General features: G+C 62.6%; 20 protein-coding genes and 1 pseudogene. 13 read left to right on the top strand and 8 right to left on the bottom strand.

Annotated features, from left to right (window positions below):
* The first annotated feature begins 281 nt into the window (after positions 1-281).
* Positions 282-2297, top strand: coding sequence for an ABC1 kinase family protein (locus ACQE2J_RS08155; RefSeq protein ID WP_096168587.1), 2016 nt, complete (start codon positions 282-284; stop codon positions 2295-2297).
* 82 nt (positions 2298-2379) lie between these two features.
* Entirely contained in the window at positions 2380-2844 is a 465-nt protein-coding gene (locus ACQE2J_RS08160) for an XRE family transcriptional regulator (RefSeq protein ID WP_257944362.1), read from the top strand.
* A gap of 108 nt (positions 2845-2952) precedes the next feature.
* Here the strand turns inward: ACQE2J_RS08160 and ACQE2J_RS08165 are convergent, their stop codons facing one another.
* From ACQE2J_RS08165 to ACQE2J_RS08175, 3 genes are all read right to left on the bottom strand, one after another.
* The gene (locus tag ACQE2J_RS08165; protein WP_009884120.1) at positions 2953-3690 is read right to left on the bottom strand and encodes an RES family NAD+ phosphorylase; all 738 of its coding nucleotides are present in this window, start codon (positions 3688-3690) and stop codon (positions 2953-2955) included.
* Entirely contained in the window at positions 3687-4331 is a 645-nt protein-coding gene (locus ACQE2J_RS08170; RefSeq protein ID WP_009884119.1) for a hypothetical protein, read from the bottom strand. Before ACQE2J_RS08170 ends, ACQE2J_RS08165 begins: the two co-directional genes overlap by 4 nt.
* A 100-nt stretch (positions 4332-4431) precedes the next feature.
* On the bottom strand, positions 4432-5790 hold the full coding sequence (locus ACQE2J_RS08175) for an MFS transporter (protein WP_009884118.1): 1359 nt from the start codon (positions 5788-5790) through the stop codon (positions 4432-4434).
* Between the two features lie 65 nt (positions 5791-5855).
* Between ACQE2J_RS08175 and ACQE2J_RS08180 the strand changes: the two genes are divergently transcribed.
* Positions 5856-8981, top strand: a complete 3126-nt coding sequence (locus tag ACQE2J_RS08180; protein ID WP_426937424.1) for a DEAD/DEAH box helicase — start codon at positions 5856-5858, stop codon at positions 8979-8981.
* On the top strand, positions 8965-9771 hold the full coding sequence (locus ACQE2J_RS08185; RefSeq protein ID WP_035279148.1) for an SWIM zinc finger family protein: 807 nt from the start codon (positions 8965-8967) through the stop codon (positions 9769-9771). Before ACQE2J_RS08180 ends, ACQE2J_RS08185 begins: the two co-directional genes overlap by 17 nt.
* A 59-nt stretch (positions 9772-9830) precedes the next feature.
* Here the strand turns inward: ACQE2J_RS08185 and ACQE2J_RS08190 are convergent, their stop codons facing one another.
* On the bottom strand, positions 9831-10049 hold the full coding sequence (locus tag ACQE2J_RS08190) for a hypothetical protein (RefSeq protein WP_009884115.1): 219 nt from the start codon (positions 10047-10049) through the stop codon (positions 9831-9833).
* Between the two features lie 83 nt (positions 10050-10132).
* On the opposite strand from ACQE2J_RS08190, the gene ACQE2J_RS08195 reads away from it, so the two are divergent.
* The 3 genes from ACQE2J_RS08195 to ACQE2J_RS08205 all read left to right on the top strand — a co-directional run bounded on the left by ACQE2J_RS08195 (position 10133) and on the right by ACQE2J_RS08205 (position 13859).
* Positions 10133-11071 (top strand): patatin-like phospholipase family protein, encoded by a 939-nt coding sequence (locus ACQE2J_RS08195; protein ID WP_009884114.1) that lies wholly within the window; start codon positions 10133-10135, stop codon positions 11069-11071.
* 109 nt (positions 11072-11180) lie between these two features.
* A complete protein-coding gene (locus tag ACQE2J_RS08200; protein ID WP_426937425.1) occupies positions 11181-13241 on the top strand; it encodes a hypothetical protein in 2061 nt (686 codons plus the stop codon).
* Positions 13242-13373: 132 nt separating this feature from the next.
* Positions 13374-13859, top strand: coding sequence for a hypothetical protein (locus ACQE2J_RS08205; RefSeq protein ID WP_426937426.1), 486 nt, complete (start codon positions 13374-13376; stop codon positions 13857-13859).
* A gap of 273 nt (positions 13860-14132) precedes the next feature.
* Here ACQE2J_RS08205 and ACQE2J_RS08210 read toward each other — a convergent pair.
* Positions 14133-14708 (bottom strand): annotated as a pseudogene (locus ACQE2J_RS08210) (transposase); the annotation flags it as partial.
* Between the two features lie 68 nt (positions 14709-14776).
* Between ACQE2J_RS08210 and ACQE2J_RS08215 the strand changes: the two are divergent.
* A protein-coding gene (locus tag ACQE2J_RS08215) for an IS3 family transposase (RefSeq protein WP_426936694.1) occupies positions 14777-15969 on the top strand; the annotation gives its coding sequence in 2 pieces (ribosomal slippage) (positions 14777-15061 and positions 15064-15969; 1191 coding nt in all).
* Here ACQE2J_RS08215 and ACQE2J_RS08220 read toward each other — a convergent pair.
* The gene (locus tag ACQE2J_RS08220) at positions 15949-16311 is read right to left on the bottom strand and encodes an ATP-binding protein (protein ID WP_426937427.1); all 363 of its coding nucleotides are present in this window, start codon (positions 16309-16311) and stop codon (positions 15949-15951) included. The genes ACQE2J_RS08215 and ACQE2J_RS08220 overlap by 21 nt on opposite strands.
* A gap of 8 nt (positions 16312-16319) precedes the next feature.
* Positions 16320-17942: an IS21 family transposase gene (gene istA / locus ACQE2J_RS08225; RefSeq protein WP_426937428.1), complete on the bottom strand. Its 1623-nt coding sequence runs from the start codon at positions 17940-17942 to the stop codon at positions 16320-16322.
* On the opposite strand from istA, the gene ACQE2J_RS08230 reads away from it, so the two are divergent.
* Positions 17941-18498, top strand: coding sequence for a DUF6308 family protein (locus ACQE2J_RS08230; RefSeq protein WP_426937429.1), 558 nt, complete (start codon positions 17941-17943; stop codon positions 18496-18498). The two genes, istA and ACQE2J_RS08230, sit on opposite strands and share 2 nt — an antisense overlap.
* Before the next feature lie 82 nt (positions 18499-18580).
* Here the strand turns inward: ACQE2J_RS08230 and ACQE2J_RS08235 are convergent, their stop codons facing one another.
* Positions 18581-19555 (bottom strand): quinone oxidoreductase family protein, encoded by a 975-nt coding sequence (locus tag ACQE2J_RS08235; RefSeq protein WP_426937430.1) that lies wholly within the window; start codon positions 19553-19555, stop codon positions 18581-18583.
* Between the two features lie 44 nt (positions 19556-19599).
* Here ACQE2J_RS08235 and argC point away from each other — a divergent pair, with 44 nt between their 5' ends.
* From argC to ACQE2J_RS08255, 4 genes are read left to right on the top strand one after another with little or no spacing between them, the layout of a single operon-like run.
* The gene (argC, locus tag ACQE2J_RS08240) at positions 19600-20709 is read left to right on the top strand and encodes an N-acetyl-gamma-glutamyl-phosphate reductase (protein ID WP_426937431.1); all 1110 of its coding nucleotides are present in this window, start codon (positions 19600-19602) and stop codon (positions 20707-20709) included.
* Positions 20706-21884: a bifunctional glutamate N-acetyltransferase/amino-acid acetyltransferase ArgJ gene (gene argJ, locus ACQE2J_RS08245; protein ID WP_426937432.1), complete on the top strand. Its 1179-nt coding sequence runs from the start codon at positions 20706-20708 to the stop codon at positions 21882-21884. Before argC ends, argJ begins: the two co-directional genes overlap by 4 nt.
* Positions 21885-21898: 14 nt before the next feature.
* The gene (gene argB, locus ACQE2J_RS08250; protein WP_426937433.1) at positions 21899-22864 is read left to right on the top strand and encodes an acetylglutamate kinase; all 966 of its coding nucleotides are present in this window, start codon (positions 21899-21901) and stop codon (positions 22862-22864) included.
* Positions 22857-24149, top strand: a complete 1293-nt coding sequence (locus ACQE2J_RS08255; protein ID WP_426937434.1) for an acetylornithine transaminase — start codon at positions 22857-22859, stop codon at positions 24147-24149. Before argB ends, ACQE2J_RS08255 begins: the two co-directional genes overlap by 8 nt.
* Positions 24150-24168: the final 19 nt, after the last annotated feature.

The raw sequence follows: 24168 nt of genomic DNA on the forward strand, positions 1-24168 counted from the left end.
TGTCTGTGAACGCTGCGAAGGTGCCAGTGGCATAGCATGCGCCGGATTCGGTGGTTAACTAACCTCCCCAGCCAGTACATCTAGAGTCGCGCTGCCGCAGCGTTGGAGCGCCAACTGACCGGCCTTGACGTAGGACTCGGGGCCAGTTCTCTGGCTCCCCGATGTACTGCGAACTCTCAAACTCCATGCCCTCCGGATCAACTAGGCTGGTGGAGGCGCGCAGCGGACACCGCAGTGTGAAATCCGCGCGCATCTGATCGAACGACAGAAGGGCTTGACGGGTGACGATCCTCTATTCAATCGGTTTGGGCCTCATCAACGCGCTCATCGTCGGGTTCCTCGTGCGGCGCATGATGTTCACCGGCACGGGGGCCGCCCGCAACATCATCGTCTCCCTGGCCATTGGTCTCTCCATCTGGCCGATCACCCTGCAGGCCTACCGGCTGCTGGGGGTCGCTGAAGGAGGCAATTATCCGACGCTGGACATGAGCTTCCCGGCGATCATGATCTTCCTCCTCCTCTTCGCATGGTTCATCGTCATCCAGATGTTCGTCCTACTCGCCATCGAACTCGTCATGCCCACCGGGTCTTTGACGTCATTGCTGCGCTCAGCGCCGAAGATTCCCACGTGGTACCGCCGGTTCAGCCGCCTGGCCCAGATCCAGAAGATCCTCATCCAGTTCGGTCTCTCCCGCTACCTCAAACCGCGAATCCCCACCCTGCGGGTCTCCCTGCGAGAGATCGCATCGACGACCCGAGATGCGCTCGCAGCGGCCGGTGTCACCTTCATCAAGCTCGGACAGTTCATCGCCACCCGCGGTGACATGATCCCGCACGAATTCGTCGAGGAGTTCTCTACCCTGCAGGCCGGAGTGCCGCCGGTGCCGTTCAGAGAGGTCAAGGACCAGCTCGAAGCCCAGTGGGGCAGGCCCGTCGCCGAGGTGTTCGAAGAGTTCGACGAGGTCCCCTTCGCCGCAGCTTCGGTTGCGCAGGTCCACCGTGCCGTCACCTGGGACGGTCGGGTCGTCGCAGTGAAGGTGCAACGACCGAAGATCCGCAAACAGGTTCGAGCCGATTGCGATATCGTCCTCACCCTCGCCGAGCGCCTTGAACGGTCCACCGATTGGGCGAGTAGGGTCGGCATCGGGAAGCTGGCCCGCAGCTTCGTCGATTCCCTGCAGGGAGAACTCGACTACCGCGGGGAGCTGGCGCACATCGAAGCACTTCGCACTGCCGACGAGACTGGTCGATCCACCTCAGGGACAGACTCCATGGTGCGCATCCCGCGGGTGTACAAGGAGTACTCCGGTGAGTACGTCCTCGTCATGGATCTCATTGAAGGCGTTCCTCTCTCGCACGCCACCGAGGTCATCGACAGCCTCTCCGAACTGGCCCGCAATGAGATCGCCCAGGACCTCTTCCTCATGGTTGTTCGGCAGGTGCTGGGCAAAGGCATCTTTCACGCAGATTTGCACGCGGGCAACATCGTCATCTCACCAGCAGGCCGAGCAGGCCTCGTCGACTTCGGCGCCGTCGGCCGCATCGACAAACGAGACCGTCGCGCCATCGCTCTGCTGCTCATGGCCTTCGACTCCCAGAACTCCCAGGCCGCGACTGCCGCAATCCTCGACCTCCTCGGCACTCCCAGTGACGTCAATCTCCGGGAGCTGCAGCGTGAGATCGGACAGATTCTGCTCAAATACGGTGACGGTCAGCCCGGGTCAACCTCGGCGGCTCTGTTCGGGGAGCTCATCGACTTCGTCGTGGACTTCGGGTTCCCGATGCCGGTGTCGGTGGCGACCGCTTTCCGAGCCATCAGCACTTTGGAAGGGTCGATCACAAGGCTCAATCCCGAATTGAACCTGCTGGCCCTGGTCACGCAGAATGGGCGCAGCCTGCTGCGTGAGGTCGGGGGACTGGGCGTCGACCGGCACGAGGCAGCCCTCTACGCGGCCGCAGTGGGTCCACAGATCGCGGAGCTGCCTGGTCAGCTCTCACGGATTGCCGGCCATCTGCAGGACGGTACCCTCGACGTCGGCACAAGTGGTTTGAACATTTCGATGATCAAGAACCTGCTCAAATCCACGGTCGAACAGTTCATCCAGGTGATCGTGTCCACGGCACTCATCCTCGGCGGCGTGATCCTCATGGCCGCGAACTTCGGTCCGCAGCTGGCACCGGAGCTCAAGCTGTTCACGTATTTCGGGGCGTGGGTGCTGCTGGTCGGCAGTGTTATCGCTGCTTTGGTGCTGGCACCGGCGCTGAGGCAACGGATGGCCTGGGACAGGTTGGGGTAAGGGCGCGAATGCCGCGGCCACCCTAAATCGTTCAAATACAGCGGATGCGCGATAATATGAGCATATAAGCACTACAGGCGCCATTCTCCGTCAAGCGCGGAAGGACGCAGTGCTGACTCAAAGTGTGCTTTCTCGGCGCGCCGGTTTCTCTCAAAGTTTCATCAGTGCTTACGAGCGTGGCAATCGAGAACCGTCGGTGGCAGCGCTGAATCTTCTTCTCAATATGGCAGGGTACAGCCTTGCCGCTATACCGGAACCGGAGACACTTCGCCTTGTTCGCTCTCACTCTCGCGAGCTGATTAAAGCGCTTGCACGACTTAGCGCCACGAACATGTCCGTGTTCGGCAGTGTTGCTCGCGGAGACGACCGACCGGACAGCGACATCGATCTGCTTGTAGATCTGGATGATTCTGTCGGTCTCTTCAAGCTCATGCGGATGAGGAGCCGAGCCGAGGAGATCCTCGGCTGCGCAGTCGACATGATTCCTCGCGAGGGGCTGAAGAAGGAAGCTGCTGTGACTGCGTCTCGAGATGAGGTCTCATTATGAGCCGCGATCCTCAAGACGGCATGCTCTGCGACGCGATAGGAGTCCGTCCGATCGAAATTGGAAAGGCCGTCAAAGACCTGCCGTCCCAGCTTCTCGACACTGCGCGCCTCAGGTGAGCTCGTCAACGAGAGTCACGCCCAGTGAGTCCGCCAGCCGATCGACAAGCAACCACCCAGACCCTTCTAGGAGTGCCCCCATGGACGAGAAGTTGGGCACGAGCTGCCAGTCTCCGCGGTCAGTCGGCACTCGATCGGCGAAGAGCACAAGCACTTCCGCTGCTGGGAGCTGATTGATCTCCGTTTGCCGGGAGTGCCAGAGAATACCGGCAATGTTCTGCCCTGAGGTGTGGATGCGTTTGGCCACTCGCCGCGTACAGGGGTAGTGCTCCCGCGGGCTCGAGGCGAGGCCAGCCCGGCCGATTCCCATGGCTTTCAGGCTCCGGTCCCGCAAATCCACGACGGAGAGATCAGTTGGAAGTTTGACTTGAGCGTGTGCCATGCCGAGGAGGGTGGAGACGTTCACTTCTCTCGGGGGCAGGATCGGGACGTCATGGAAACTGGTTTCGAGCAGGGCCGCCTCGAGTGTGTCGGCGAGGTACATGCTGGGGACGCGTGCCTGGGTCCCCGCTTCGTTGAATGGTGAGAACCGAGAGTTCCCTTTGCCCGGGTTGGGTGTGGCGTATCCGTCCACAGTATTGAACACCCTGAACCACTCGCTATCGGCTTTCAACACCGTCAATGGCAATGCGCCGGCCGCGACAGCATCACAGAGTTCGTCAACAGCGACGGGGCACTTCGCGGGATCGGGGCACCTGAGACGCTCTGGCGGCAGAATGATCGGGCTCATGCGGTCCGATCTTTCGCATCCCTCAAATCCTCTGCATAGAGCTCGGCAGCATTCACTGCCCGCTTCGGGCTCGTCTCCGCAACCTTTGCTGGGATCTCATCACTGAGCAGACCAGTGGGTGCGGTGAGCCAAGACCATAGTCCCCAGCTGCCTATGCCGACTTTGAGCAGCGGTGCAATCAGGGCGGTGACGTTGTCATTGAGCGTCCCGCGATGGGTCAGCTGGACTTTTGGGATGAACGTCTTGCCCTCCACGTCGATGGTGAACATGTGGAGTTGCTCCCGTTGCCGTGCCACCCAGGTGCGAACGGTGCTCTGCGAAGATCCGCGCAAGGTTGCCAGGGATTCGTAAGTCTCCACGCCCTCCTCTTCAAGCAACCGAGCCCGGAATGCCACGCTGCGCTGCGCTTGCCTCTGGGTGGCTTCGGGAATGAGCTGAATGGTCCTTGTCAGGTACGAATGGGCCAAACGTTTGGACAGGGAGGAGCGCTCATCGAGTTGTTCCTGGACGATGGTCCGGTACAGCTCGAGGGCATTTTCAACTTCGGCTGGGCTCAGTCCCTCCACGTTGATCTGCGACCATTCGAGGTTCTGGGCCTGCAGTTGACGGTTCTGCGGAGCCCCATATGCGTGTGCGGTCATGGTGTGCCTCCAAACTGTATTCCAAGTGTAGCAGTCTGAATAGTGCAGAGTTAAGAGATTCGACTGCTACATTCAACCCCGGCAAGCGACACTTCTTGCATCAGTCCCCAGATTCGCGCGGTGCACTTGTTGGTCGAATGCCCAAATCCAGCTCTCCTCGAAGCATGATCACCGCAACGAAGCAGCACGCGAGGAAAAGCACTCCTCCCGCAGCAATCGGAATCCTCAGGTCGAAATCGGCCAGAATGCCACCGAGCGCGGATCCGACGGCCAGGCCAGAGAGTCCGAGCACTCGCGTGGCCCCACCGACTCGTCCGAGGAGGTCGTCTGGAACGAGTCGCTGCCGCAACGACAGCGAACAGATGTTCCAAACGACGGCGTGCAGGATATAGAGCGCCAACAGCAAGCCCGCGACGATTGGATTCTGAGTGAGCGCAAGGCCGCCGAGGGCAACTGCTCCCAGGATGAGGCTGGCAACAATCGTCCATCTGGACCCAAGACGCGCGCGGAGGCGCGATGCAAGCATTGAACCGAGGAGACCTCCGAGGGCGGAGAACGCGAGCAGCAGGCCGTAACCGGTGCCGTTCAGCCCGAGACGTTCCCGGGCGAAGAGAACGAGGATCGAGAACGGCAACATGTAGCCGATGCTTGCGAGTGCTCCGATGACGGCCAGGCCGCCGACGACATGGTGGCGTCGCAACCAGGCAATGCCATCGACAGCCTCAGCAAAGACTGACCGTCGGGAGGAATGTGCGTCAGCGGACAGTGTCGACGGACTCCGGGTCGGCAGAGCAAGAGCGATGACTCCCGCAAGCGCCCAGAGCCCGCCCATTGCAAAGGCGGGGACTGAGGCCGCAAGTGCGAACAGGAATCCACCCAGGGGAGGGCCAGCGAATTCATCGGCGATCAACTGCGTCGCTGCAATACGTCCGTTCGCAGATTCCAGTCGTTGGGTCCCGACAAGCGACGGCAGGATCGCTATTGCAGCGCTGTCTGCAACGCTTTCTAAAGCCGCGACTACGGCCATAGCCGAGTACAGCACGATGAGGGAGGAGACCCCGAACTGGATGGTCAGCGCGAATCCGGCCAGCGCACCTCCTCGCAGAATGTTGGCCGCGACGATCAATGTTCGTCGATCAAACCGGTCGACCCAGACGCCGATCGGCAAAGCAGCCACGAGTCGGATCACGGCATAGAGAGTGGCCAATCCGGCTACAAGGCGAGGATCATCCGTCATCGAGGCTGCAAGCAGCGGCATTGAGACGAACGCGAGGCCGTCGGCGAGGTTCGATAGCGCGCTCGTGCTCCAGAGAGCGTTGAAGCCACGACCGATTGCCATGTCCATCAGCCTAGCGGGATCGCTCTCGACGCCGACCATCTCGAACTGTTGAGGTGACGCGAGCCGACAAGTGGCAGCATCGATCGTAACCTGCCCCTCACCGGCACTGACAAAGTCCATGATGAGAGCTCGGCAGACTGTATCGTAGATGCGTCGACCGGTGAGCCAGGTGTGAAGGAGTCAGAGTGTACGTTCTGCATGCTTGTGCACTGCCCGATGCCCAGTACGGAATCGACATCGGCATGTGGGCCGAGGACTCCGCCCTCCCGGTCTCGAGCCCCAGCGCAGCAGTGCGCCAAGTCCGCGACCACCCCTTCGCCGTCCCCACCGACTCACTCGCCGACATTCTCGGGCGCTCAGAGGGGGCTCGCAGAACGCCCCAGACTCTCCTGCTTCCATCCCTGCAGCGCTCGCCCTTGGATCCACCCGAGATGGTGCGCATCCAGCCTCGGCGCCGGTCCTCTTCGGCTCCGTCTCTGCTGCCGTGGTCTGTGCCCGTGATGCGGATTCCCGCTTCCGAACTGTCCTCTGTTCTCGACTCGATCCTGGGGGATCAGTCGGAGGTCGACGTGCGACCGGCCGCCTCCGTTCATTATGTTGCTGAACTTCGCCGACATGGCGAGATGCTCGTGGATCGTTCCCGCGTGCTCCCCACCTGTGTCATCGTCGGCCGAGACGACGAAGACGACAATGACACCACCACCACCGAGGTGCAGGCCCGGTGGCGGGTGTTCGCCACCGGTGCCGACGCCGTGACGAACCACGGTCTGGTCCAGACCATGCCGCCGTCCTTTCGCGCCGCCGCACCGGAGACACCGCAGGCCGAGTTGACCCTGGGACTCTTGGACGGCGTCGTCGACGCCCTCGTGCGCCGGCGCCTGCCCGCAAACCTACTGGCACCTCGGCGGGGCCGTCGTCCCTCCACTCTGCCCGCCGCCGAGACGTGGTTCGAGTCACTGACCGGTGATGATGCACGTGTCGACATCGCCCCCGCCGCGGCGGAAGAACTCATCCGTGAACTCGACCCGTGGGTACGCGAAGGAGCGGAGTCACCTGGTCCGGCACAGTTGGTCCTGCGCCTGCGTGATCCTGAACCTGAAGGAGGCGCCCTCACCGAATCGGACGCTGCCGAAGTTCGCTGGCACCTCGACTTCCTCCTGCGCTCACGCAGCGACCAGAGCCTCGTCATCGACGCCTTTCGAGTCTGGGATGACGATGGGAGTCTGGCGAGGTGGCTCGACAAACCCCGCGAGGTGCTGCTGGCCGAACTCGCTCGCGCTCAACGGGTATACCCGGATCTCGAGGCGGGGCTGCGCAGGGCCGAACCGACGGAACTTGAGCTCTCCACCTCGGCGGCCTTCGACTTCCTCAATACTGCAGCGACCGGACTCGCCGAGGCGGGGGTCGAGGTGCAGCTGCCGTCCTGGTGGGGCACGACGCCCAAGGTCGGTCTCAAGCTCCATGCCACACCGACAGACGGCGACCCACAGGAAGCGAAGATCGGCAGGGACGGGCTGGCCAGCTTCGACTGGGCGCTCGCCGTCGGGGACCACGGCCTCAGCGATGACGAGATCGCGGCCCTCATCTTTGCCAAGGCACCCTTGGTGCAGATGCGGGGACAGTGGATTGTCGTCGACCAAGAGCGAATCAGACGTGGACTCGACTTCCTCAAGAACCATGAGGAGGGCCAGATGCCAATCTCCGAGGTGATGACGCTCGCCCTCGGCGATCCTGAGGAACTCGAGACGCCCTTGGAGGTCACCTCCGTCGAGGCAGACGGGTGGTTGGGTGACCTGCTCGACGGCACTGCGGCCCAGACCATCGAGACAGTCGACCCACCTGAGGACTTCCGGGCCACACTGCGCCCGTATCAGGCTCGGGGATTGAGCTGGCTGGACTTCCTCGGACGTCTGGGAATCGGCGCCGTCCTCGCCGATGACATGGGTCTCGGCAAGACCGTGCAGCTGCTCGCCCTGGAGGCTACCGCCCGCGCACGCGCCAGCGCCGTTGCTGACCCTGATTCTGCGACCAGTGCCCCGACTCTGTTGCTGTGCCCGATGTCGCTGATCGGCAATTGGGAGGCCGAGGTTGCCAGGTTCGCCCCCAGCTTGCGCATCCTCGTCTACTACGGGTCGGCCCGTCCCCGCGGGGACGCATTTGATGCGGCTCTCGCCGAGTCGGACCTCGTCATCACCACCTACGCCACCGCATCCCGTGACATCGCCGAACTCGAACGCATCGGCTGGGTACGCGTCGTCCTCGACGAAGCACAAGTGATCAAGAACCGCCTCTCCCAGACCACCAAGGCCATCCGGCGTCTGAACGGGGGACAGAAGATCGCGCTGACCGGCACCCCGGTGGAGAACCGGTTGAGCGAACTGTGGTCGATCATGGACTTCGTCAACCCGGGAATGCTTGGCACCCCGGAGAAGTTCCGCGAACGATTCGTCCGTCCGATCGAGGTGAGGGCCGACGAGGAGCGAGCGCACCGCCTGCGTCGGATCACTCGGCCCTATATCTTGCGACGGACGAAGACTGATCCGCGGATCATCGACGATCTGCCGGAGAAGATCGAGATCAAACAGCACTACCGCCTCACGGTCGAACAAGCCTCGCTGTACCAATCCGTCGTCGCCGAGATGATGGGGCGCATCGAGGAATCGAGCGGTATCGAGAGACGTGGACTGGTGCTGGCGGCAATGACGAAACTCAAACAGGTCTGCAACCATCCTGCCCATCTCCTCCACGACGGTTCGGCGATCGGACAGAGGTCGGGCAAACTCGAGAGGTTCGAAGAGATCATGTCCGAGACCCTGGCGGAGGGGGATCGGGTGCTGTGCTTCACCCAGTTCACCGACTTCGGGGAGATGCTCGTGCCTCACCTTGCGGCCAAGTTCGACACCGATGTCGCCTATCTCGCCGGAAGCACCTCGAAGCAGCGTCGCACCCAAATCGTCAAAGACTTCCAGGAACCGGACGGTCCGAAGATCTTTGTGCTCTCCCTCAAAGCCGGAGGCACCGGGCTCAATCTCACCGCTGCCAACCAAGTCGTCCACCTCGACCGCTGGTGGAACCCGGCTGTGGAGAACCAAGCCACGGACCGAGCGTTCCGAATCGGGCAGAAACGCCGGGTGCAAGTGCGCAAGTTCATCGGCATCGGTACCTTGGAGGAGAGGATCGACGCAATTCTCGAGGAGAAGAAGGAGTTGGCCGATATGGTTGTCGGTGAGGGAGAGTCATGGTTGACCGAGATGTCGACGGACAGTCTGCACGACCTTCTCACCTTGTCGAAGGATGCCGTCGGTGAGTAAGTCATTCGGGTCCCGGTTCTATCCGCCTTCGAAGCCGCGCACGGTCGACGGCGGCATCCGTGCGAAATCGAAACGCGGTTCGATGGCCCAGGCCTGGTGGTCGACACGGTTCATCACCGTCCTCGAAGGCATGGGAATGGGCACTCGGCTGACCCGTGGCCGTAACTATGCCCGTCGAGGTCAGGTTCTCGATATCGACCTCGATGCCGGTCTGGTGAATGCGACTGTGCAGGGCTCGCGGGCTCGTCCCTACCGCGTGCGCATCGGACTGCGCGCCTACGGCAAGGCCGAATGGGCGAGCATCGAGGAGAGGATGAACGAGGACGCCTGGTTCGTCGCTCAACTGCTGTCAGGGCAGATGCCCGCCGACATCGAGAAGCTCTTCGACGATGTGGGCCTGACCTTGTTCCCGATCAAGGGCGAGCTCACTCTCGACTGCTCCTGTCCGGACTCTGCGGTGCCGTGCAAGCATGTCGCGGCCGTGGTCTATCTGCTCGCCGAACAGTTCGATGAGGACCCGTTTCGGATCCTCGCCTGGCGAGGACGCGAACGCGAGGACCTTCTCGAGCACCTGCACACCGGGTCGACGGCGGAGAACTCCGCCCCGGTGCCCTTGACCGAGCTCCTCGACGCGTTCTACTTCCAACCTGCTCAGATCGTCCCGCCACGACCGCTCGGGACGGCGGTCTCCGTACTCGAACAGGTGCCGCCAATCGACGTCACGGTGCGCAAGCAGCCCCTCGCCGAGGTGCTCCGTCCCGCCTATGAGGCGCTGGCCGAGGACGGCTGATCAGTGAGGTTGTCCAGAATTCCGCTCACTCCAGCAGCTTGTCACGGTCCAGCACCGTGTCACGGTCTTCGATGATGTCGGCTCGAGCCCACGAAGTCAGCAGTTCCGGTCGCCGGCTCATGAGCGAGCCCGCGGCGGAAGGCTGCCGGGTTGGAACTCGCCGTTCTGTTGAGGGTTCGCAGCACCACTGTGGTCATCTCCTGATCCTGGAAGTGGGCATCGGCGAGGCCGAGGTCGATGTGGTCGACCGGGATCTCGGGGTCAGTGCTGACTGACATCGATGCTCTTGTCTTGGCGGTGACTCCGCCGTCTTTGGGTGCCGGTCAATTACCATCGGGTAGCCTTCTTTAGGATGACGATTATGAAAGGTGCAAGTCAGGTGACGACAGCGGCGGACACGACTCGGATCGGCGATACAGCTCTGATCTTCGAGGGCGGTGGCATGCGGGCGTCGCTGACGAGCGGGATGGTCGTCACGCTGCTCGAAGCTGGCTTGGATTTCGACTGGGTCGCGGGTATCAGCGCCGGGGCCTCAAATGCGGTGAACTACTTGTCCGGTGACGCGCGACGCGCTCGTCGGTCATTCGTCGAGTTCGCCGCCGATGAACAGTTCGGCGGCCTGCGCTATTTCGCTCGTGGGCAGGGCATGTTCAACGCGGAGTACATCTACCAGCAGGCGGGCGGCCCCGACGAGGCGCTGCCGTTCGACTGGGAGTCATTTCAATCGAGTCCTGCAGACATGAGGATTGTCGCGTTCGATGCGGTATCCGGTGATGATGTTGTCTGGTCGCGGAAAGACACTCCTGAGATCGAGGATCTGATGGTCCGTGTACGCGCCTCCTCGACGATGCCTGGGCTGATGCCGCCGGTCCACTTAGACGGGCATGTGTACGTCGACGGGGCGATGGGCGAGGACGGCGGAATCGCTCTGAGTCAGGCACAGATAGAGGGCTTCGAAAAGTTCGTCATCGTGCTCACGCAGGAGCGCTCGTATCGAAAGGCGCCGCAGCGCTTCTCCGCAGTCTACCGGAGCATCTTCCGTCGGTATCCCGCATTGGCGGAGGCGCTGTTGACCCGGTGGGCACGGTACAACGAGACGCGCGAACGGATCTTCGCTCTCGAAGCGGAGGGAAAGGCACACGTCTTCGCTCCTGAGCGGATGCCGGTCGACAATGGCACCCGTGACCTTTCACGCCTCGCCGCTGCTCATCGCATGGGACTGTCCCAGGCCCGCCGCGAGCTGCCCGCGATCCGTGAGTTCGTAGGTGCGTCAGGCAGCCCAGTGCCATCGAGTCGATGAGGACGTGTGCTCCTCCCAATCGTTGACCACAATTGCGATCTGACAACATTTCGGTGATCCACTACAGTTCGTGTAGTCGCGTCAGGGCTTCCTGCTAGATTCACTGAGTATGAGCGACCACCCGAATTCCTATGAATCACAGCCGCCCTCGTCCGAGCAGGGCGCGACGAAGAAATCGAAATCCAAACCCGTCCTGCTCGGCATTGCCGCAGTTGCGGTCGTGGCACTCATCGCTGGAGGCTCCTTCGCCTTCTTCTCCGGGTACAACCCCTTCGGCGATCCGGAACCCGACTACGCTCAGACTCCCAGCCAATCCGATGTCATGGACTTCAGCGGTCTGAGTGCGGACATGCGCCTCAACGGCGCCCCGCTGACTGCCTCTGCCGAAGCCGGTGAGACCTCCCCAGAGATCCTGCGGTTCATCGGGTCAACCACCTCGATTCTTACCCAAGTGGGTGACGATGAAAAGCCCGCCTGGACGGTGTCGATCCCGCACCAGGACATCGACACCGGCGAGACCGCGCCGCTGGACGAGGCGCTCGGCCCGGACGCTTCCGACGACACCTCCGACGACGAGGAGAAACTGGCCGGCACTCCCACCGCATGCCGCGTCTCCGGCGAGGCTGTCCAGTGCGGGGACCGAGCGGTCGCACTCAGCGACGGGTCGATGACGACAGCTGAGAGCAAGGCCGATGTCGACCCCCATCCCGCATCATCGAGGGTTCCTCTCGACATCGAAGATGAAGGAGCAGTGACCGGGCCGGACGATCAGACCTATGACGGTCTGAATCTCGGACCTGAGGCCCATGTCTCGATGATCGCCGGTCCCCAGGCGGGGGAGACCGGACCGTGGGTGGTCTCCGATGGTCATACTCTTGCCGCCGTCGATTCCGACAGCGTCCTGTGGACGCAGGACCTCGATCCCTCCGCCGCCGAGGTGACCGGACTCGGTGACAAACGCGTCACCCCGTCGTGGACAGCCGTCGATGGTGTTCTCATCATCGGAACCTCGGGCGGGGTCAAAGGCCTCGATGTCTCGACCGGTGACCAGCTGTGGGCAGTGTCCGCACCGACCGACGGATTCGCCGTCACCGGCAGTCAGCTGCGCATCCAGCATGAGGGCGCAGTGAGCTCGTTCGATTTCACGGATTCCTCGGACGACGAATCCGTTACGGCGGACAAGGGATTCGATGAGAGCATCTCGGCGCTGCCGGCACCGAAGCTTCCGTCGGAGGACGACATCCGGAACGCGAAGCTGGAGGTCCCTCCTGCCTGTGCAGACTTAACTATGGCCGAGGGAGCGAAGCAGGCATTCGCAGACGGCAAAACCGCAGAAGGAGACTACGGGTCATCGATCGCCATCAATGACGTGACAACGTCGGTGGCCACACCGAAGCCGATGGTGGCTATCGACTTCGTCTGCTATCCGGGTGGGAACTGGGTGACGGATTCGGTCGGTGTCTATGACCAGAAGTTGAACCTCGTCACCTCGATCGAACCGTGGAGCGAGGACTCGGACTTCCAACAGCTTGCCGACTTCAACCGCAGCATCGTCTCCGCGATCGACCTCACCGGCCCCTATATGACAGCGACGGTGAGCAATATAGCCGTCTACGGCGACGAGGAATACAACGCCGCAGAGCGCACAGGCGAAGCGGAACTCCGCTTCGCATGGTCGAAGGGCGGATACGACCCTCAAGATGCGTTGTTCACCGCCGATGGAGAAACTGTCCGGGTGCCGGAGGTCGAAGCAGTTCAGAAGTTCGTCGATGCGGCCGCGAAAGGCGACGATGGCACTGCCGGTGCGATGGCCACTGATGAGGTCATGCGAGACTTGGACACAGTCATCGGGGACGCATCTGCGAACCCACCGCTGACGTACCGCAACGTGGCTCTCCAGGACGGGACCGAAGTCGATACCTGCGAACTCATCGGAGTCGTGGATGAGGAATACGGGGACTACACCATGAGCAATGGTGTTGAACTGATGGAAGGAATCGGTTTCGGCTCCGATGCCATCGAGCCCGGCGACGTCATCTGCGGACTGAAGGGACCAGGCGAGACGATCGACCCGGACGATGAGTACAGCTGGTACGCAGCGCACCTGTTGCTGAAGGGCAATGAGGTGGGAGCCGTCAAAGTGTATTCGGTGTCCTCGTACACGGGGTGAAGGCAACCGGACCGCCGAGGCTAGTAGCAGAGGCGGCACAGCGCGCGGGAGAGTCGGAAGTTGTAGTCTGACGACAATTGAGGCTCTGTTTGCGCTCAGTCCTTGATCACGTGCGGGGGAGAGGGAAGGAACATGTTGCTGGATCTTCGAAGTCTGCGTGTGAAGGATCTGCTTCAGCTGGAGGCATCCATCGTATCGGAATTGCGCAATCGCGGGTTGGTACGCACGAACAACAAGCCTTTGGGCGATATCGCAGAACAGGTGGTGTTGAGGGCTCGTGGGGGTTCTCTGGCGCCGAACTCTACGAAATCACATGACATCACTGATCCTCGAGGCCGTCGACTCCAAGTAAAGGCAATGGGGAAGCGGTCAGCGGGGCGCTCTGGCAGATTCAGTCCCTTTCGCAGCTTCGATTTCGATGCCGCAATCTTTCTGGTTTTTGGCGCTGAAGAGTTTGATCTTGTGCTCGCCCGAGAGGTCTCTGGGAACGAGATCGAGACGGTCGCCCGTTACAGTCCACATACGAATGGACGGCAACCGACTTTGCGTCAGGTCGAAGGGCTGGGTACCGACGTGACGGCTGAGATGGGATCGGCCTATGACGCTCTCGACGATTAAACTGTGTAGTGAGGGTCGATTCGTGTTTCGGTATCCGTGTCGATGCTGCTCCCCATTTGTGGGCGAACTTGACACCGTTGACAGATAGTGCCTGAGCAAGTCGGTGAAGATTACGTCAGCTATCACCGATCCGTTTGCGAACAATGGCTGTGGGTACCTCCTTGTCTCGTCAAACGCGGATGATCAAGCCTAATTTGTGGTCGCCTTTCGTTGCGAACACCGAATGCCCGCGGTGAGTTATTGGGGATTTTGCGGGGACGGTCACCAGGCTCTTCATAAATAGGGCTGTAGAAGAGGTCCCAGTCCTCCAGCGTGGAGCAGCGACCGGATCAGGTAGTTGCCCCGGTTGCGGAACCCCAGTGCGATACCGCGCAGATGTTCGAGTCTGCCGTTGATCGCTTCGGTTGGCCCGTTCGAGGTTCCAGGATGATCGAAGTAGGCCAGGATATCGGCCCGACGACGTTGGAAGGTTGTCCTCAGGCTCCGGAGTTCTTTGAGCTCATCAGGAATCGTTCCTGCCAGGGTGTCGATGAGTCGGTTCATGAGCTTCTTACCTTTGCTCGGTGGGGCAGCATAGGCGGCGATCGTGTCTTGATAGAACTGCCAACACACCAACAGGGCAGCATGATTGTCGGCGGCGAAGACTGAGTTGAGGCGGTGCTTCTGCTTGCTGGTAAGCAAACCGACGCGGGTGCGAACCGTTTTGCGGATCCCGTACAGGTCATCACCCGACCGTTCTCTGCGACCGTGCAGCTCTGTTTGTAGCCGCCTCCTCGTCTCATCGAGCTTCGTGCCGACGAGGGCGACAACGTGGAAGGGGTCCATGACCGTGGTGGCATCAGGCACTAGGGACTGATGCAGGTTTTGGTGACATCTGATCTGGCTTGTTCACAGGCAAGCCTGGAAGGATAGACACCATGCCCCAGCCCTACCCGAAAGAGTTCCGCGATGACGTCATCCGCGTCGTCTTGAACCGCGACGAGAAGACCACGATCGCCCAGATCGCCAAGGACTTCGGCGTCCACGAAGGCACCATCGCGAAATGGCTCCGCCAAGCAGACATCGATGCCGGCAACAAGCCCGGCAAGACCACCGATGAGTCAGCCGAACTCCGAGAACTCAGACGTCGGACTCGCCTGCTGGAACAGGAGAACGAGGTCCTGCGCCGCGCAGCCGCCTACTTGTCGCAGGCGAATCTGCCGTCAAAAGGCTCTACCCGCTCGTGAGAGAGCTCGCCGCCGACGGTATCCCCGTTGCGGTGTCGTGTCGGGTATTGAAGCTCTCTCGCCAGCCCTACTACCGATGGCTGGCCGCCCCTGTCCCTGAAGCCGAGGTGAATGAGGCGTATCGGGCCAACGCCTTGTTCGATGCCCATGCCGATGACCCGGAATTCGGGTACCGGTACCTGGCCGATGAGGCCGAAATCGCCGGGTATCCGATGGCCGTGCGCACCGCGTGGCGGCTGTGCTCGGCCAACTCGTGGTTCTCCGTCTTCGGCAAGGCCCGAGCCAAGAACGGCAAACGGCCGGGCCCGGCCGTCCACGACGACCTGTGCGTCGTCACCGACGCCGATGGGCGCACCCGCCACGAGTTCCGAGCCGATGGACCGAATCAGCTCTGGCTGACCGACATAACGGAGCATCGCACCGATGAGGGCAAGCTGTACATGTGCGCGATCAAGGACGTCTACTCCTCGCGGATCGTCGGCTACTCCATCGGGGCCCGAATGAAGGCTCGGTTAGCTGTTGATGCCCTCGAGATGGCCGTGGCCCGTCGCGGTGGTGACGTGGCCGGATGCGTGGTCCATAGCGATCGCGGCAGCCAATTCCGGTCGAAGAAATTCACCCGTGCTCTGGCCCGCCACGGCCTGATCGGATCGATGGGCAGAGTCGGCGCGGCCGGCGACAATGCTGCCATGGAATCGTTTTTCGCCCTGGTGCAGAAGAACGTTCTCGACCGTCGCCGGTGGTCGAGCCGGGAGCAGTTGAGAATCGCGATCGTGACGTGGATTGAGCGGACGTATCACCGGCGTCGGCGGCAGGCCCGGTTGGGTCGTTTGACACCGGTTGAGTACGAGGCAATTATTGAGTCACCTGCAGTCGCAGCGTGACACCCGAATTGTCACCTCTCCTTGCATCAGTCCCATCACGTTCGTCGCATTCTCAATCCAGGCACACGAAGCCAGCCGGTCAACAACATCGCGAGTCAGCGTCCGATCAGGCAGATAGCGGACATCTTCGACACAGGCCGCGGGGTTCGGAGTGTGCGAGGCTTTGAGGAGTTTATAGACGCGACGTTCTGCCCGGGCCGCGAGCTCGATATCGAGAGCGTGGTGGATCTTCGCCGAGAACGTCCAGTCGTCGTAGTCGGAATCGTTGGCGATATCGATCACGGCTTGCCCGAACGCGGTCATCCGCAACTGGGTGAACGTCGCCATGTCATCAGTGGTCAAGTGGTCACTCATTGGTCGGAGCCTTTCTCATCGTTCGTCAGCGCCGTCAGCCGGAATTGGTCAACACCGCTCAGGTGAGCTCGACTGGTATCCCTCGACATTGCCGGGACGGGTGCCGGTGATGGTGGTGGTGTGACTGCAGGTCGTTGCTTGGCTTGAGCGCGAATGGCAGTGAGCTGGTGTTTGACCGCGGTGTAGCTGATCGGTCGGCGTTCATCAGCGCACAGTGTTTGGCAGGCCTGTTCCAGCAGAGGCCGGTTGTCGCCCTTGCCTAGGGAGAGGATGTTCATGCAGGCCCTGAACCCTTGGGCTTCGATCTTCTTGGCATCCAGCAGCCGGGTGAGCGCTTCAACCGTGTTCGGTCCCGTCTTCGCGGCTTGGCGAAGGAAGTAGCCGCGAGTCCACAACCCAGTCGTCTGGCCTTGAGAGGCTGGAGCGTGATCGGCATCGGTGACATACGAATGCTTCTTCGTCACCACTCGGTGGCTGGCGATGATGTCCCCGGCGGCGAGGATGTCGATTCGGGTGCCGACGATGCGCACATCCACAGTGGTGCCGACGAAGGTCGCGGGCACGGAGTATTTGATGGTCTCAACCTGGATGTGCCAGTCGCGGGAGACTTTCGCCTTCTTCCAGCTCACGTCCTGCCAGGGCTGGTCAGGCAGGCTGAGCAGGTCGCCGGCCTCATCGTCGGTGAACCAGTCCCGCCGGGATCGCGGTTGGCTGCGGAACGGGGTGCGGTCGTTGATCCACTCCTCCCGGTCAGCGACAGCGTCGTTGAGGTCATCGATGTCAGCGAAGTGTCGGTCGGCGAGGTAGTGGATGATCCAGTTCGTGACGATCTTGACGCCGGATTCGACGTTGGCTTTCTCCTTCGGCTTATAGGCCCGGGTGGGTACGGCTGCGGTGTTGTAGTGCTCGAGGAATCCGGCGTAGGAGGCGTTGACGTCGCGGGTCTTGTCGTACTTGCTGATCTGGTTCGACGCTGTTGACGCATTGTCGGGGATGATCACTTGCGCGACGCCGCCGAAGTATTCGAAGGCACGTCTGTGGGCGTCGCACCAGGCAGAGAGTTTCTCATCGAGGCACCCGTAGGCGAAGATCATTCCCGAGTACGGCAGTGTGGCCACGAAGATCGACACCTTCGTGGCTGCGCGGGTGATCGGGTCGGTGATCCACATCGGGGTTCCGGCCCAGTCGACTTGCATCGTATGCCCCGGAGTGTGGGTGATCGGGCTGGTGAGGTCGTGGGTGCGGACGTGGTCGGCGATGATCTGGCAAAACCGTTCGTACCGGTAGTGCCGCGCCGTTGGGGTGGAGGTTGGGGTGTTGAGATAACGGGCCCACAACACTTTCAGCGGTGGCTTCTTCCGCCCGATGCGAGCGTTGATGACGGCATCGATATTGATCGGGACGAAGTCCTCGTCGGTGCTTTTGCGTCCGTCGGTGAAGAACCGGTCGAGGTCGTCGATGGTGAGGGCATCGACTTGGTCCTTCGTCGTCAATGACTGATTCTTGACGATGTTGTGGGCTTTCGCGATCGCGCGGTGGGAGCAGCTGGCCATCGCTTCGATCTGTCTGTAGGAGTATCCCTGAACGAGCAGGGAGAGAATGAGCCGGTAGTCGGCCATGAGCAGGATTCCTTTCACTGATCACGACTTCACTGTCGTGGGTGAAAGCAATCCTGCTCTACTGCTACCGGGTACTTACATAGCTGCTACCACTTCGTTACACAGGTGCTACCGAATACCGCTTCCGAACAGAGAGTCCTCGGTCTTCAACGGAGTTCTTGAGCAAATCCCAAATTTGTCCATCGGTTCGCTCTCGGAGTCGGAGTTTGAAAAGCACCTTGGATTGAAGTCCAAAGCGATAGATTTGTGGGATCTTCTCCGACGCAATCTGCCGGGCGACAGCCGGTGGGGGATCGGGCCGACGACCACCAGCAAACTAATGGCACGAAAGCGTCCACATCTCATTCCTATTGAAGACTCAGTCGTGAACCAGGTAATTGAACTTGGTCGCGGCGATTCGTGGCGGCTGTGGTGGGAAGCATTCCAGGCTGAAGGCGACTACCTCGAGGAGCGAGCAACGAAGCTGCGTGCTGAGATCGGTCGACCGGAACTCTCGACGTTGAGGGTCTTCGACGTGATGCTGTGGCTGTGGGGGAAGGCTAACCTGTCTGCTTGAGTCGGTGACGGTCCTAGATTGAATGAAGTCGGGGTACTCCAGACGTGGAGTACCCCGACTTCACTAATGCTGAACGCCTGGGTCAGGCCGTCAGCACAACTTTGCCGGTGGTCTTGCGCCCCTCAAGTGCTCGGTGTGCATCTGCGGCATCGGCCAACGGGAACGTGGCGCCGATGCGGAAGTTGAGCCAGCCGTGCTCGATGCCGTTGAAGAGCATTGCCGACCGCTTCGCCAGCTCCTCCGAGCTACGGACGAACCATGCCAACGACGGACGAGACAAGAAGATCCCGCCCGAGGAGTTCAGGCGCTGAATGTCGAACGGCGGCACCTGACCCGAGGCTCCGCCGAAGAGCACCATCGAACCCAACGGCTTGATTGAGGCCAACGAAGCATCGAACGTGTCCTTGCCGACGCCGTCATAAGCGACATCGACACCCTCACCGTCGGTGAGCTCCCTGACCTTCGCCGTGATGTCGACGCCCTCGCCATAGAGGAAGACCTCATCGGCACCGGCCTTGCGCGCCAGCTCCGCCTTCTCCTCGGTGCTCACCGTCGAGATGACATTGCCGCCCAAGTGCTTGATGATCTGCGTAAGCAACAGTCCGACACCACCGGCACCCGCATGGACGAGCGCCGTCTGGCCCGGCTTGATCTCGTGCGAGCTCGTCGCCAGGTACTGCGCGGTCAGGCCCTGCAGCGGCATGGCGGCAGCGACCTCGGCGCTTACACCCTCCGGCACCCGCAGCAGGTTGTCCGTATTCACGACCACCTGAGTCGCGTACGACCCCGGCGCCTCATGCCAGGCGACGCGGTCGCCGACGGAGAAGCTCTCGACGCCCTCGCCGACCTCGGCGATGCGACCCGTGCCCTCGGAGCCGACGATATGCGGATACTCCATCGGGTACACACCCGAACGACGATACGTGTCGATGAAGTTCACGCCCGCGGCCTCGACATCGACGAGCACCTCACCGGGCCCGGCGACAGGGGTCTCCACCTCACCGAACTCGAGGACCTCGGGTCCACCGGCTTCCATCGCGCGAACTGCCTGGGTCATGACGCCTCCTGCATATAATTTAATGTGCTGGTATAGTTATACATATGAACGATTTCAGTGTTGCCGTCTCCGGTGCCACCGGATACGCCGGGGGAGAGGTCCTCCGGCTGCTGAGCACTCACCCCCATCTGAACGTCACAACGGTGTGCGGACATTCTTCCGTAGGCGAGACACTCGGCCGACATCAACCCCATCTTCCCCGATTCTCCGAACTTGTGGTCCAAGAGTCCACCGCCGAGGTGCTCGCCGGCCACGATGTCGTCGTCCTCGCGCTGCCGCACGGCCAGTCCGGGGCGATCTCCGCTGAACTCGAGAAGACGAGTCCGAACACCCTCATCGTCGACCTCGCCGCCGACCACCGGCTCATCAGCGCGTCCGCCTGGGAGAAGTTCTACGGCTCCGACCACCAGGGCACTTGGACCTACGGACTGCCCGAACTGCTCACCGCCGACGGCACGAAGCAGCGCGAAGCACTGACCGACACGAAACGCATCGCCGTGCCCGGCTGCAACGTCACCGCCGTGACCCTCGGCCTCGCCCCACTCATCCAAGCTGGGCTCGCCGCACCGGCCGGTCTCAACGCCGTGCTCGCCAACGGGGTCTCCGGAGCGGGCAAGGCCCTCAAGCCGCACCTGACCGCGGCCGAAGTCCTCGGCGACGCCTCGCCCTACGGCACGGGTGGCACTCACCGGCATGTGCCCGAGATTGAACAGAACCTCAACGGTGTCCTCGGCGCCGACGCCGCCGAAGGCCCGACGCGGATCTCCTTCACCCCGACACTCGTGCCCATGGCCCGAGGGATCCTCGCGACCATCACCGCCGACCTCGGCGAGACCGCACCACGCACGGCCGAAGGCCTCCTCGACGCCGCAGCACTCAAGGACCAGCTGAACCAGGCGTTCGCCCAGGCTTATTCCGACGAACCCTTCGTCCGCCTCCTTCCGGAAGGCCAATGGCCGCACACCTCGGCGACGGCGGGCTCGAATATGGCTCACATCCAGTTCACCGTCGACGAACGGGCGAACACGATCCTCGTCGTCGTGGCTCTCGACAACCTCGTCCGCGGCACCGCCGGACAGGCCCTCCAATCCATCCACCTGGCGCTCGGCCTCGACGAGACCACCGCCCTTCCCCTTGAAGGAGTCGCCCCATGAGCGTGACCGCACCACTGGGCTTCACGGCCGCAGGACTGACCGCCGGCCTGAAACCCTCGGGCACCAAAGACCTCTCACTCGTCATCAACTCCGGACCGTCCGACGCCGTCGCCGCCGTCTTTACGTCCAACCGGTGCAAGGCCAACCCGGTCCTGTGGTCCCAGAAGGCCTCGGCCAACGGTCAGGCCAGCGCCGTCGTCCTCAACTCCGGGGGAGCGAACTGCTACACCGGCGAATTCGGCTATGAGACGACGACCCTGACCGCCCAGACCACCGCCGATGCCCTCACCGCCGCCGGCACCGACACGAAGCCTGAGGACATCCTCGTCTGCTCCACCGGACTCATCGGCGTCGGCGGACAGGGCTTCCGCGACTCGATCCTCACCCATCTCCCACCGCTCGTCGCCGCCACCGACACCACGGTCGAGGCCAGCCAGGACGCCGCGGAAGCCATTATGACCACCGACACCGTCGCAAAGACCGCCAGCCGCACAGGGTCCACCGGGTTCACGATCGGCGGTATGGCCAAGGGCGCGGGCATGCTCGCCCCGGGGCTGGCGACAATGCTCGTCGTCCTCACCACCGATGCGAAGGTCGACCAGAGTGTGCTCGACCAGGCGCTGCGGGCGGCGACGAACCAGAGCTTCGACCGCCTTGACACCGACGGATGCATGTCGACGAACGACACCGTCATCCTCATGTCCTCCGGAGCCCACGACGCTGCGGTCGACACCGACGAGTTCGCGAGCCTGCTGCGCGAAGTCTGCCTCGACCTCATGCACCAGCTTCACGTCGACGCCGAAGGCGCCCACCACGACATCGCGATCACCACCTCGGGCGCGGCCAGCGAGGCCGACGCTGTCGAAGTCTCCCGCTCCGTGTCCCGCTCGGCCCTGTTCAAGGCCGCGATCTTCGGTGAGGACCCGAACTGGGGTCGTGTCGTCGCTCAGGTGGGAACCACCTCGGCGGACTTCGACCCCACCGCCATCGACGTCACGATCAACGGCGTCCAGGTCTGCAAGGCCTCGGGACCCTATGAGGACCCCGAGCGCGTGACCTTCGAACGCAGCGTCGATGTCGTCATCGACCTGCACGCTGGCTCCCACGACGCCACCGTGTGGACCTCGGACCTCACCCATGACTACGTCGAAGAGAACAGCGCCTACTCCTCATGAACAACCCGCACGATATGTCCACGAAGTCCACGGCCGCCCGGCTCGCCGCCGCCCAGGTCAAGGCCGAAGCCCTGACCGAAGCGCTGCCGTGGATCAAGACCTTCTCCGGCGCCACGATCGTCATCAAATACGGCGGCAATGCCATGGTCTCCCCGGAGCTGCAGCAGTCCTTCGCCGATGACATCGCCTTCCTCCGCTTCGCCGGCATCCGCCCCGTCGTCGTCCACGGCGGCGGACCTCAGATCTCGGCGATGCTCGAGCGTCTGGGCATCGAATCCGAGTTCAAGGCCGGACAGCGGGTGACGACCGAAGAGGCCGCCGAGGTCATCCGCATGGTCCTGTCCGGCCAAGTCAACCGCGACATCGTCTCCCGCATCAACCAGAACGGCAACGCCGCGATCGGCCTGTCCGGTGAGGACGCGGACCTGCTGCTGGCGCACAAGACCAGCGCCGAGGTGGACGGAGAACTCATCGACCTCGGCCGAGTGGGCGAGATCGCAACGGTGAATACCACCGTGCTCACCGAACTCCTCGACGACGGGCGGGTACCCGTCATCTGCTCGATCGCCTCGGAGATCAACGGACGAGCCGGGAAACCGCTGAACATCAATGCCGATCTGGCCGCCTCGGCGGTGGCGAAGGCGCTGAAGGCGGACAAACTCATCATGCTCACCGATGTGCCCGGCCTCTACGCGAACTGGCCGGACACGTCCTCGCTCATCTCACGCATCGGCCCGAAGAAGCTGCGCGAACTCCTGCCCACGCTCGATGCGGGGATGATCCCGAAGATGACCGCCGCACTCGAGGCGATCGAGAACGGGGTGCAGCAGGCCCATATCATCGACGGCCGGATGGCGCATTCGCTGCTGCTCGAGGTCTTCACTTCCGAGGGCATCGGCACCATGGTCGAGGACACCGTCGTCGAACCCGCACCGCTGGGCGACGGCCACAAGGCAACCACGGAGGACGTCCATGACTGATACACACGCACAGACGAAGCCGGCCGGCCAAGCCGCGAACGATCAGGTCGCCGGCGAACAGGCGCAGACCTGGCGCGATGACTTCTCCCGCGTCCTGTCCCCGGTCTTCGGCTCACCCCAGCTCGACCTCGTCCGCGGTCAGGGCTCCTATGTCTGGGACGCATCGGGCAGGAAGTACCTCGACCTGCTCGCCGGCATCGCGGTCAACGCGCTCGGCCACGCCCACCCGGCCTGGACGACCGCGATCGCCGAACAGGCGAGCACGCTCGGCCACATCTCGAACTTCTTCACCTCCCCGGCCCAGATCGGCCTGGCCGAGAAGCTGCATCAGATCCTCGACCTGCCGGCCGGATCCGCCGTGTTCTTCTCGAACTCCGGCACCGAGGCCAACGAGGCGGCGTTCAAGATGGCCCGCCGCGCCGGGGGAGGAGGCCGCCCGTTCATCATCGCCGTCGACGGGGCCTTCCACGGCCGGACCATGGGCTCGCTGGCGCTGACCGCGAAGGCCGCCTACCGCGAACCCTTCGCCCCCGGTGTGCCCGGAGTCGTCCACGTCCCCTATGGCGACACTCAGGCGCTCGAGGCGGCCATCAACGAGAACACTGCCGCCGTCTTCATCGAACCCGTCCAGGGTGAGGTCGGGGTGCGCACACACCCGGCCGGCTACCTCACCGCGGTGCGCGAACTCACCACGAAGTTCGGAGCCCTCATGGTCCTCGACGAAGTCCAGTCGGGCATCGGCCGGACCGGTTCGTGGTTCGCCCACCAGGACCCCGAGATCGGCGAGGGCGTGACACCGGACATCATCACCTCGGCGAAGGGACTCGGCGGCGGGATGCCGATCGGCGCCACCATCACCGTGGGAGATGCGAACACGAAGCTGCTCGAGGCCGGTCAGCACGGCACGACCTTCGGCGGCAACCCCTTATCCTGTGCGGCCGGTCTCGCCGTGCTCGAGACCATCGAGAAGGACAACCTCCTCACCCACGTCACCGAGGTCAGCGACTGGCTGAAATCCCAGTTGGCCGAAGTCGAGGGGATCGGAGAGATCACCGGCAAAGGGCTGCTGCTCGGTCTCGAGCTCACGGGTGGCGCCGCCGACGGTCAGGACGCCGGCGATGGCGTGGGCCCGGATTCGAAGGCCGTGGCCGCCCGCGCCCTCGAAGCCGGGTTCATCATCAATCCCGTGGCCCCCGGACGTCTGCGCCTGGCCCCACCGCTGACCATCACCACCGAGGAACTCACCCCGTTCATCGCCGCCCTGCCCGGCCTCATCGCCGGCTGAGCTCACCCAGACTTCCGAA

This window comes from Brevibacterium sp. LE-L (genome assembly GCF_050214925.1).
GTDB lineage: Bacteria > Actinomycetota > Actinomycetes > Actinomycetales > Brevibacteriaceae > Brevibacterium.

Bases quoted from the DNA above. Each gene is read 5' to 3' on its own strand.
- ACQE2J_RS08165 (WP_009884120.1), bottom strand. From the start codon at position 3,690: ATGAGCCCGATCATTCTGCCGCCAGAGCGTCTCAGGTGCCCCGATCCC.
- ACQE2J_RS08170 (WP_009884119.1), bottom strand. From the start codon at position 4,331: ATGACCGCACACGCATATGGGGCTCCGCAGAACCGTCAACTGCAGGCC.
- ACQE2J_RS08175 (WP_009884118.1), bottom strand. From the start codon at position 5,790: ATGGACTTTGTCAGTGCCGGTGAGGGGCAGGTTACGATCGATGCTGCC.
- ACQE2J_RS08185 (WP_035279148.1), top strand. From the start codon at position 8,965: ATGCCGTCGGTGAGTAAGTCATTCGGGTCCCGGTTCTATCCGCCTTCG.
- ACQE2J_RS08190 (WP_009884115.1), bottom strand. From the start codon at position 10,049: ATGTCAGTCAGCACTGACCCCGAGATCCCGGTCGACCACATCGACCTC.
- ACQE2J_RS08195 (WP_009884114.1), top strand. From the start codon at position 10,133: ATGAAAGGTGCAAGTCAGGTGACGACAGCGGCGGACACGACTCGGATC.
- ACQE2J_RS08200 (WP_426937425.1), top strand. From the start codon at position 11,181: ATGAGCGACCACCCGAATTCCTATGAATCACAGCCGCCCTCGTCCGAG.
- ACQE2J_RS08205 (WP_426937426.1), top strand. From the start codon at position 13,374: ATGTTGCTGGATCTTCGAAGTCTGCGTGTGAAGGATCTGCTTCAGCTG.
- ACQE2J_RS08230 (WP_426937429.1), top strand. From the start codon at position 17,941: ATGAGCAGGATTCCTTTCACTGATCACGACTTCACTGTCGTGGGTGAA.
- istA (WP_426937428.1), bottom strand. From the start codon at position 17,942: ATGGCCGACTACCGGCTCATTCTCTCCCTGCTCGTTCAGGGATACTCC.
- ACQE2J_RS08235 (WP_426937430.1), bottom strand. From the start codon at position 19,555: ATGACCCAGGCAGTTCGCGCGATGGAAGCCGGTGGACCCGAGGTCCTC.
- argC (WP_426937431.1), top strand. From the start codon at position 19,600: ATGAACGATTTCAGTGTTGCCGTCTCCGGTGCCACCGGATACGCCGGG.
- argJ (WP_426937432.1), top strand. From the start codon at position 20,706: ATGAGCGTGACCGCACCACTGGGCTTCACGGCCGCAGGACTGACCGCC.
- argB (WP_426937433.1), top strand. From the start codon at position 21,899: ATGTCCACGAAGTCCACGGCCGCCCGGCTCGCCGCCGCCCAGGTCAAG.
- ACQE2J_RS08255 (WP_426937434.1), top strand. From the start codon at position 22,857: ATGACTGATACACACGCACAGACGAAGCCGGCCGGCCAAGCCGCGAAC.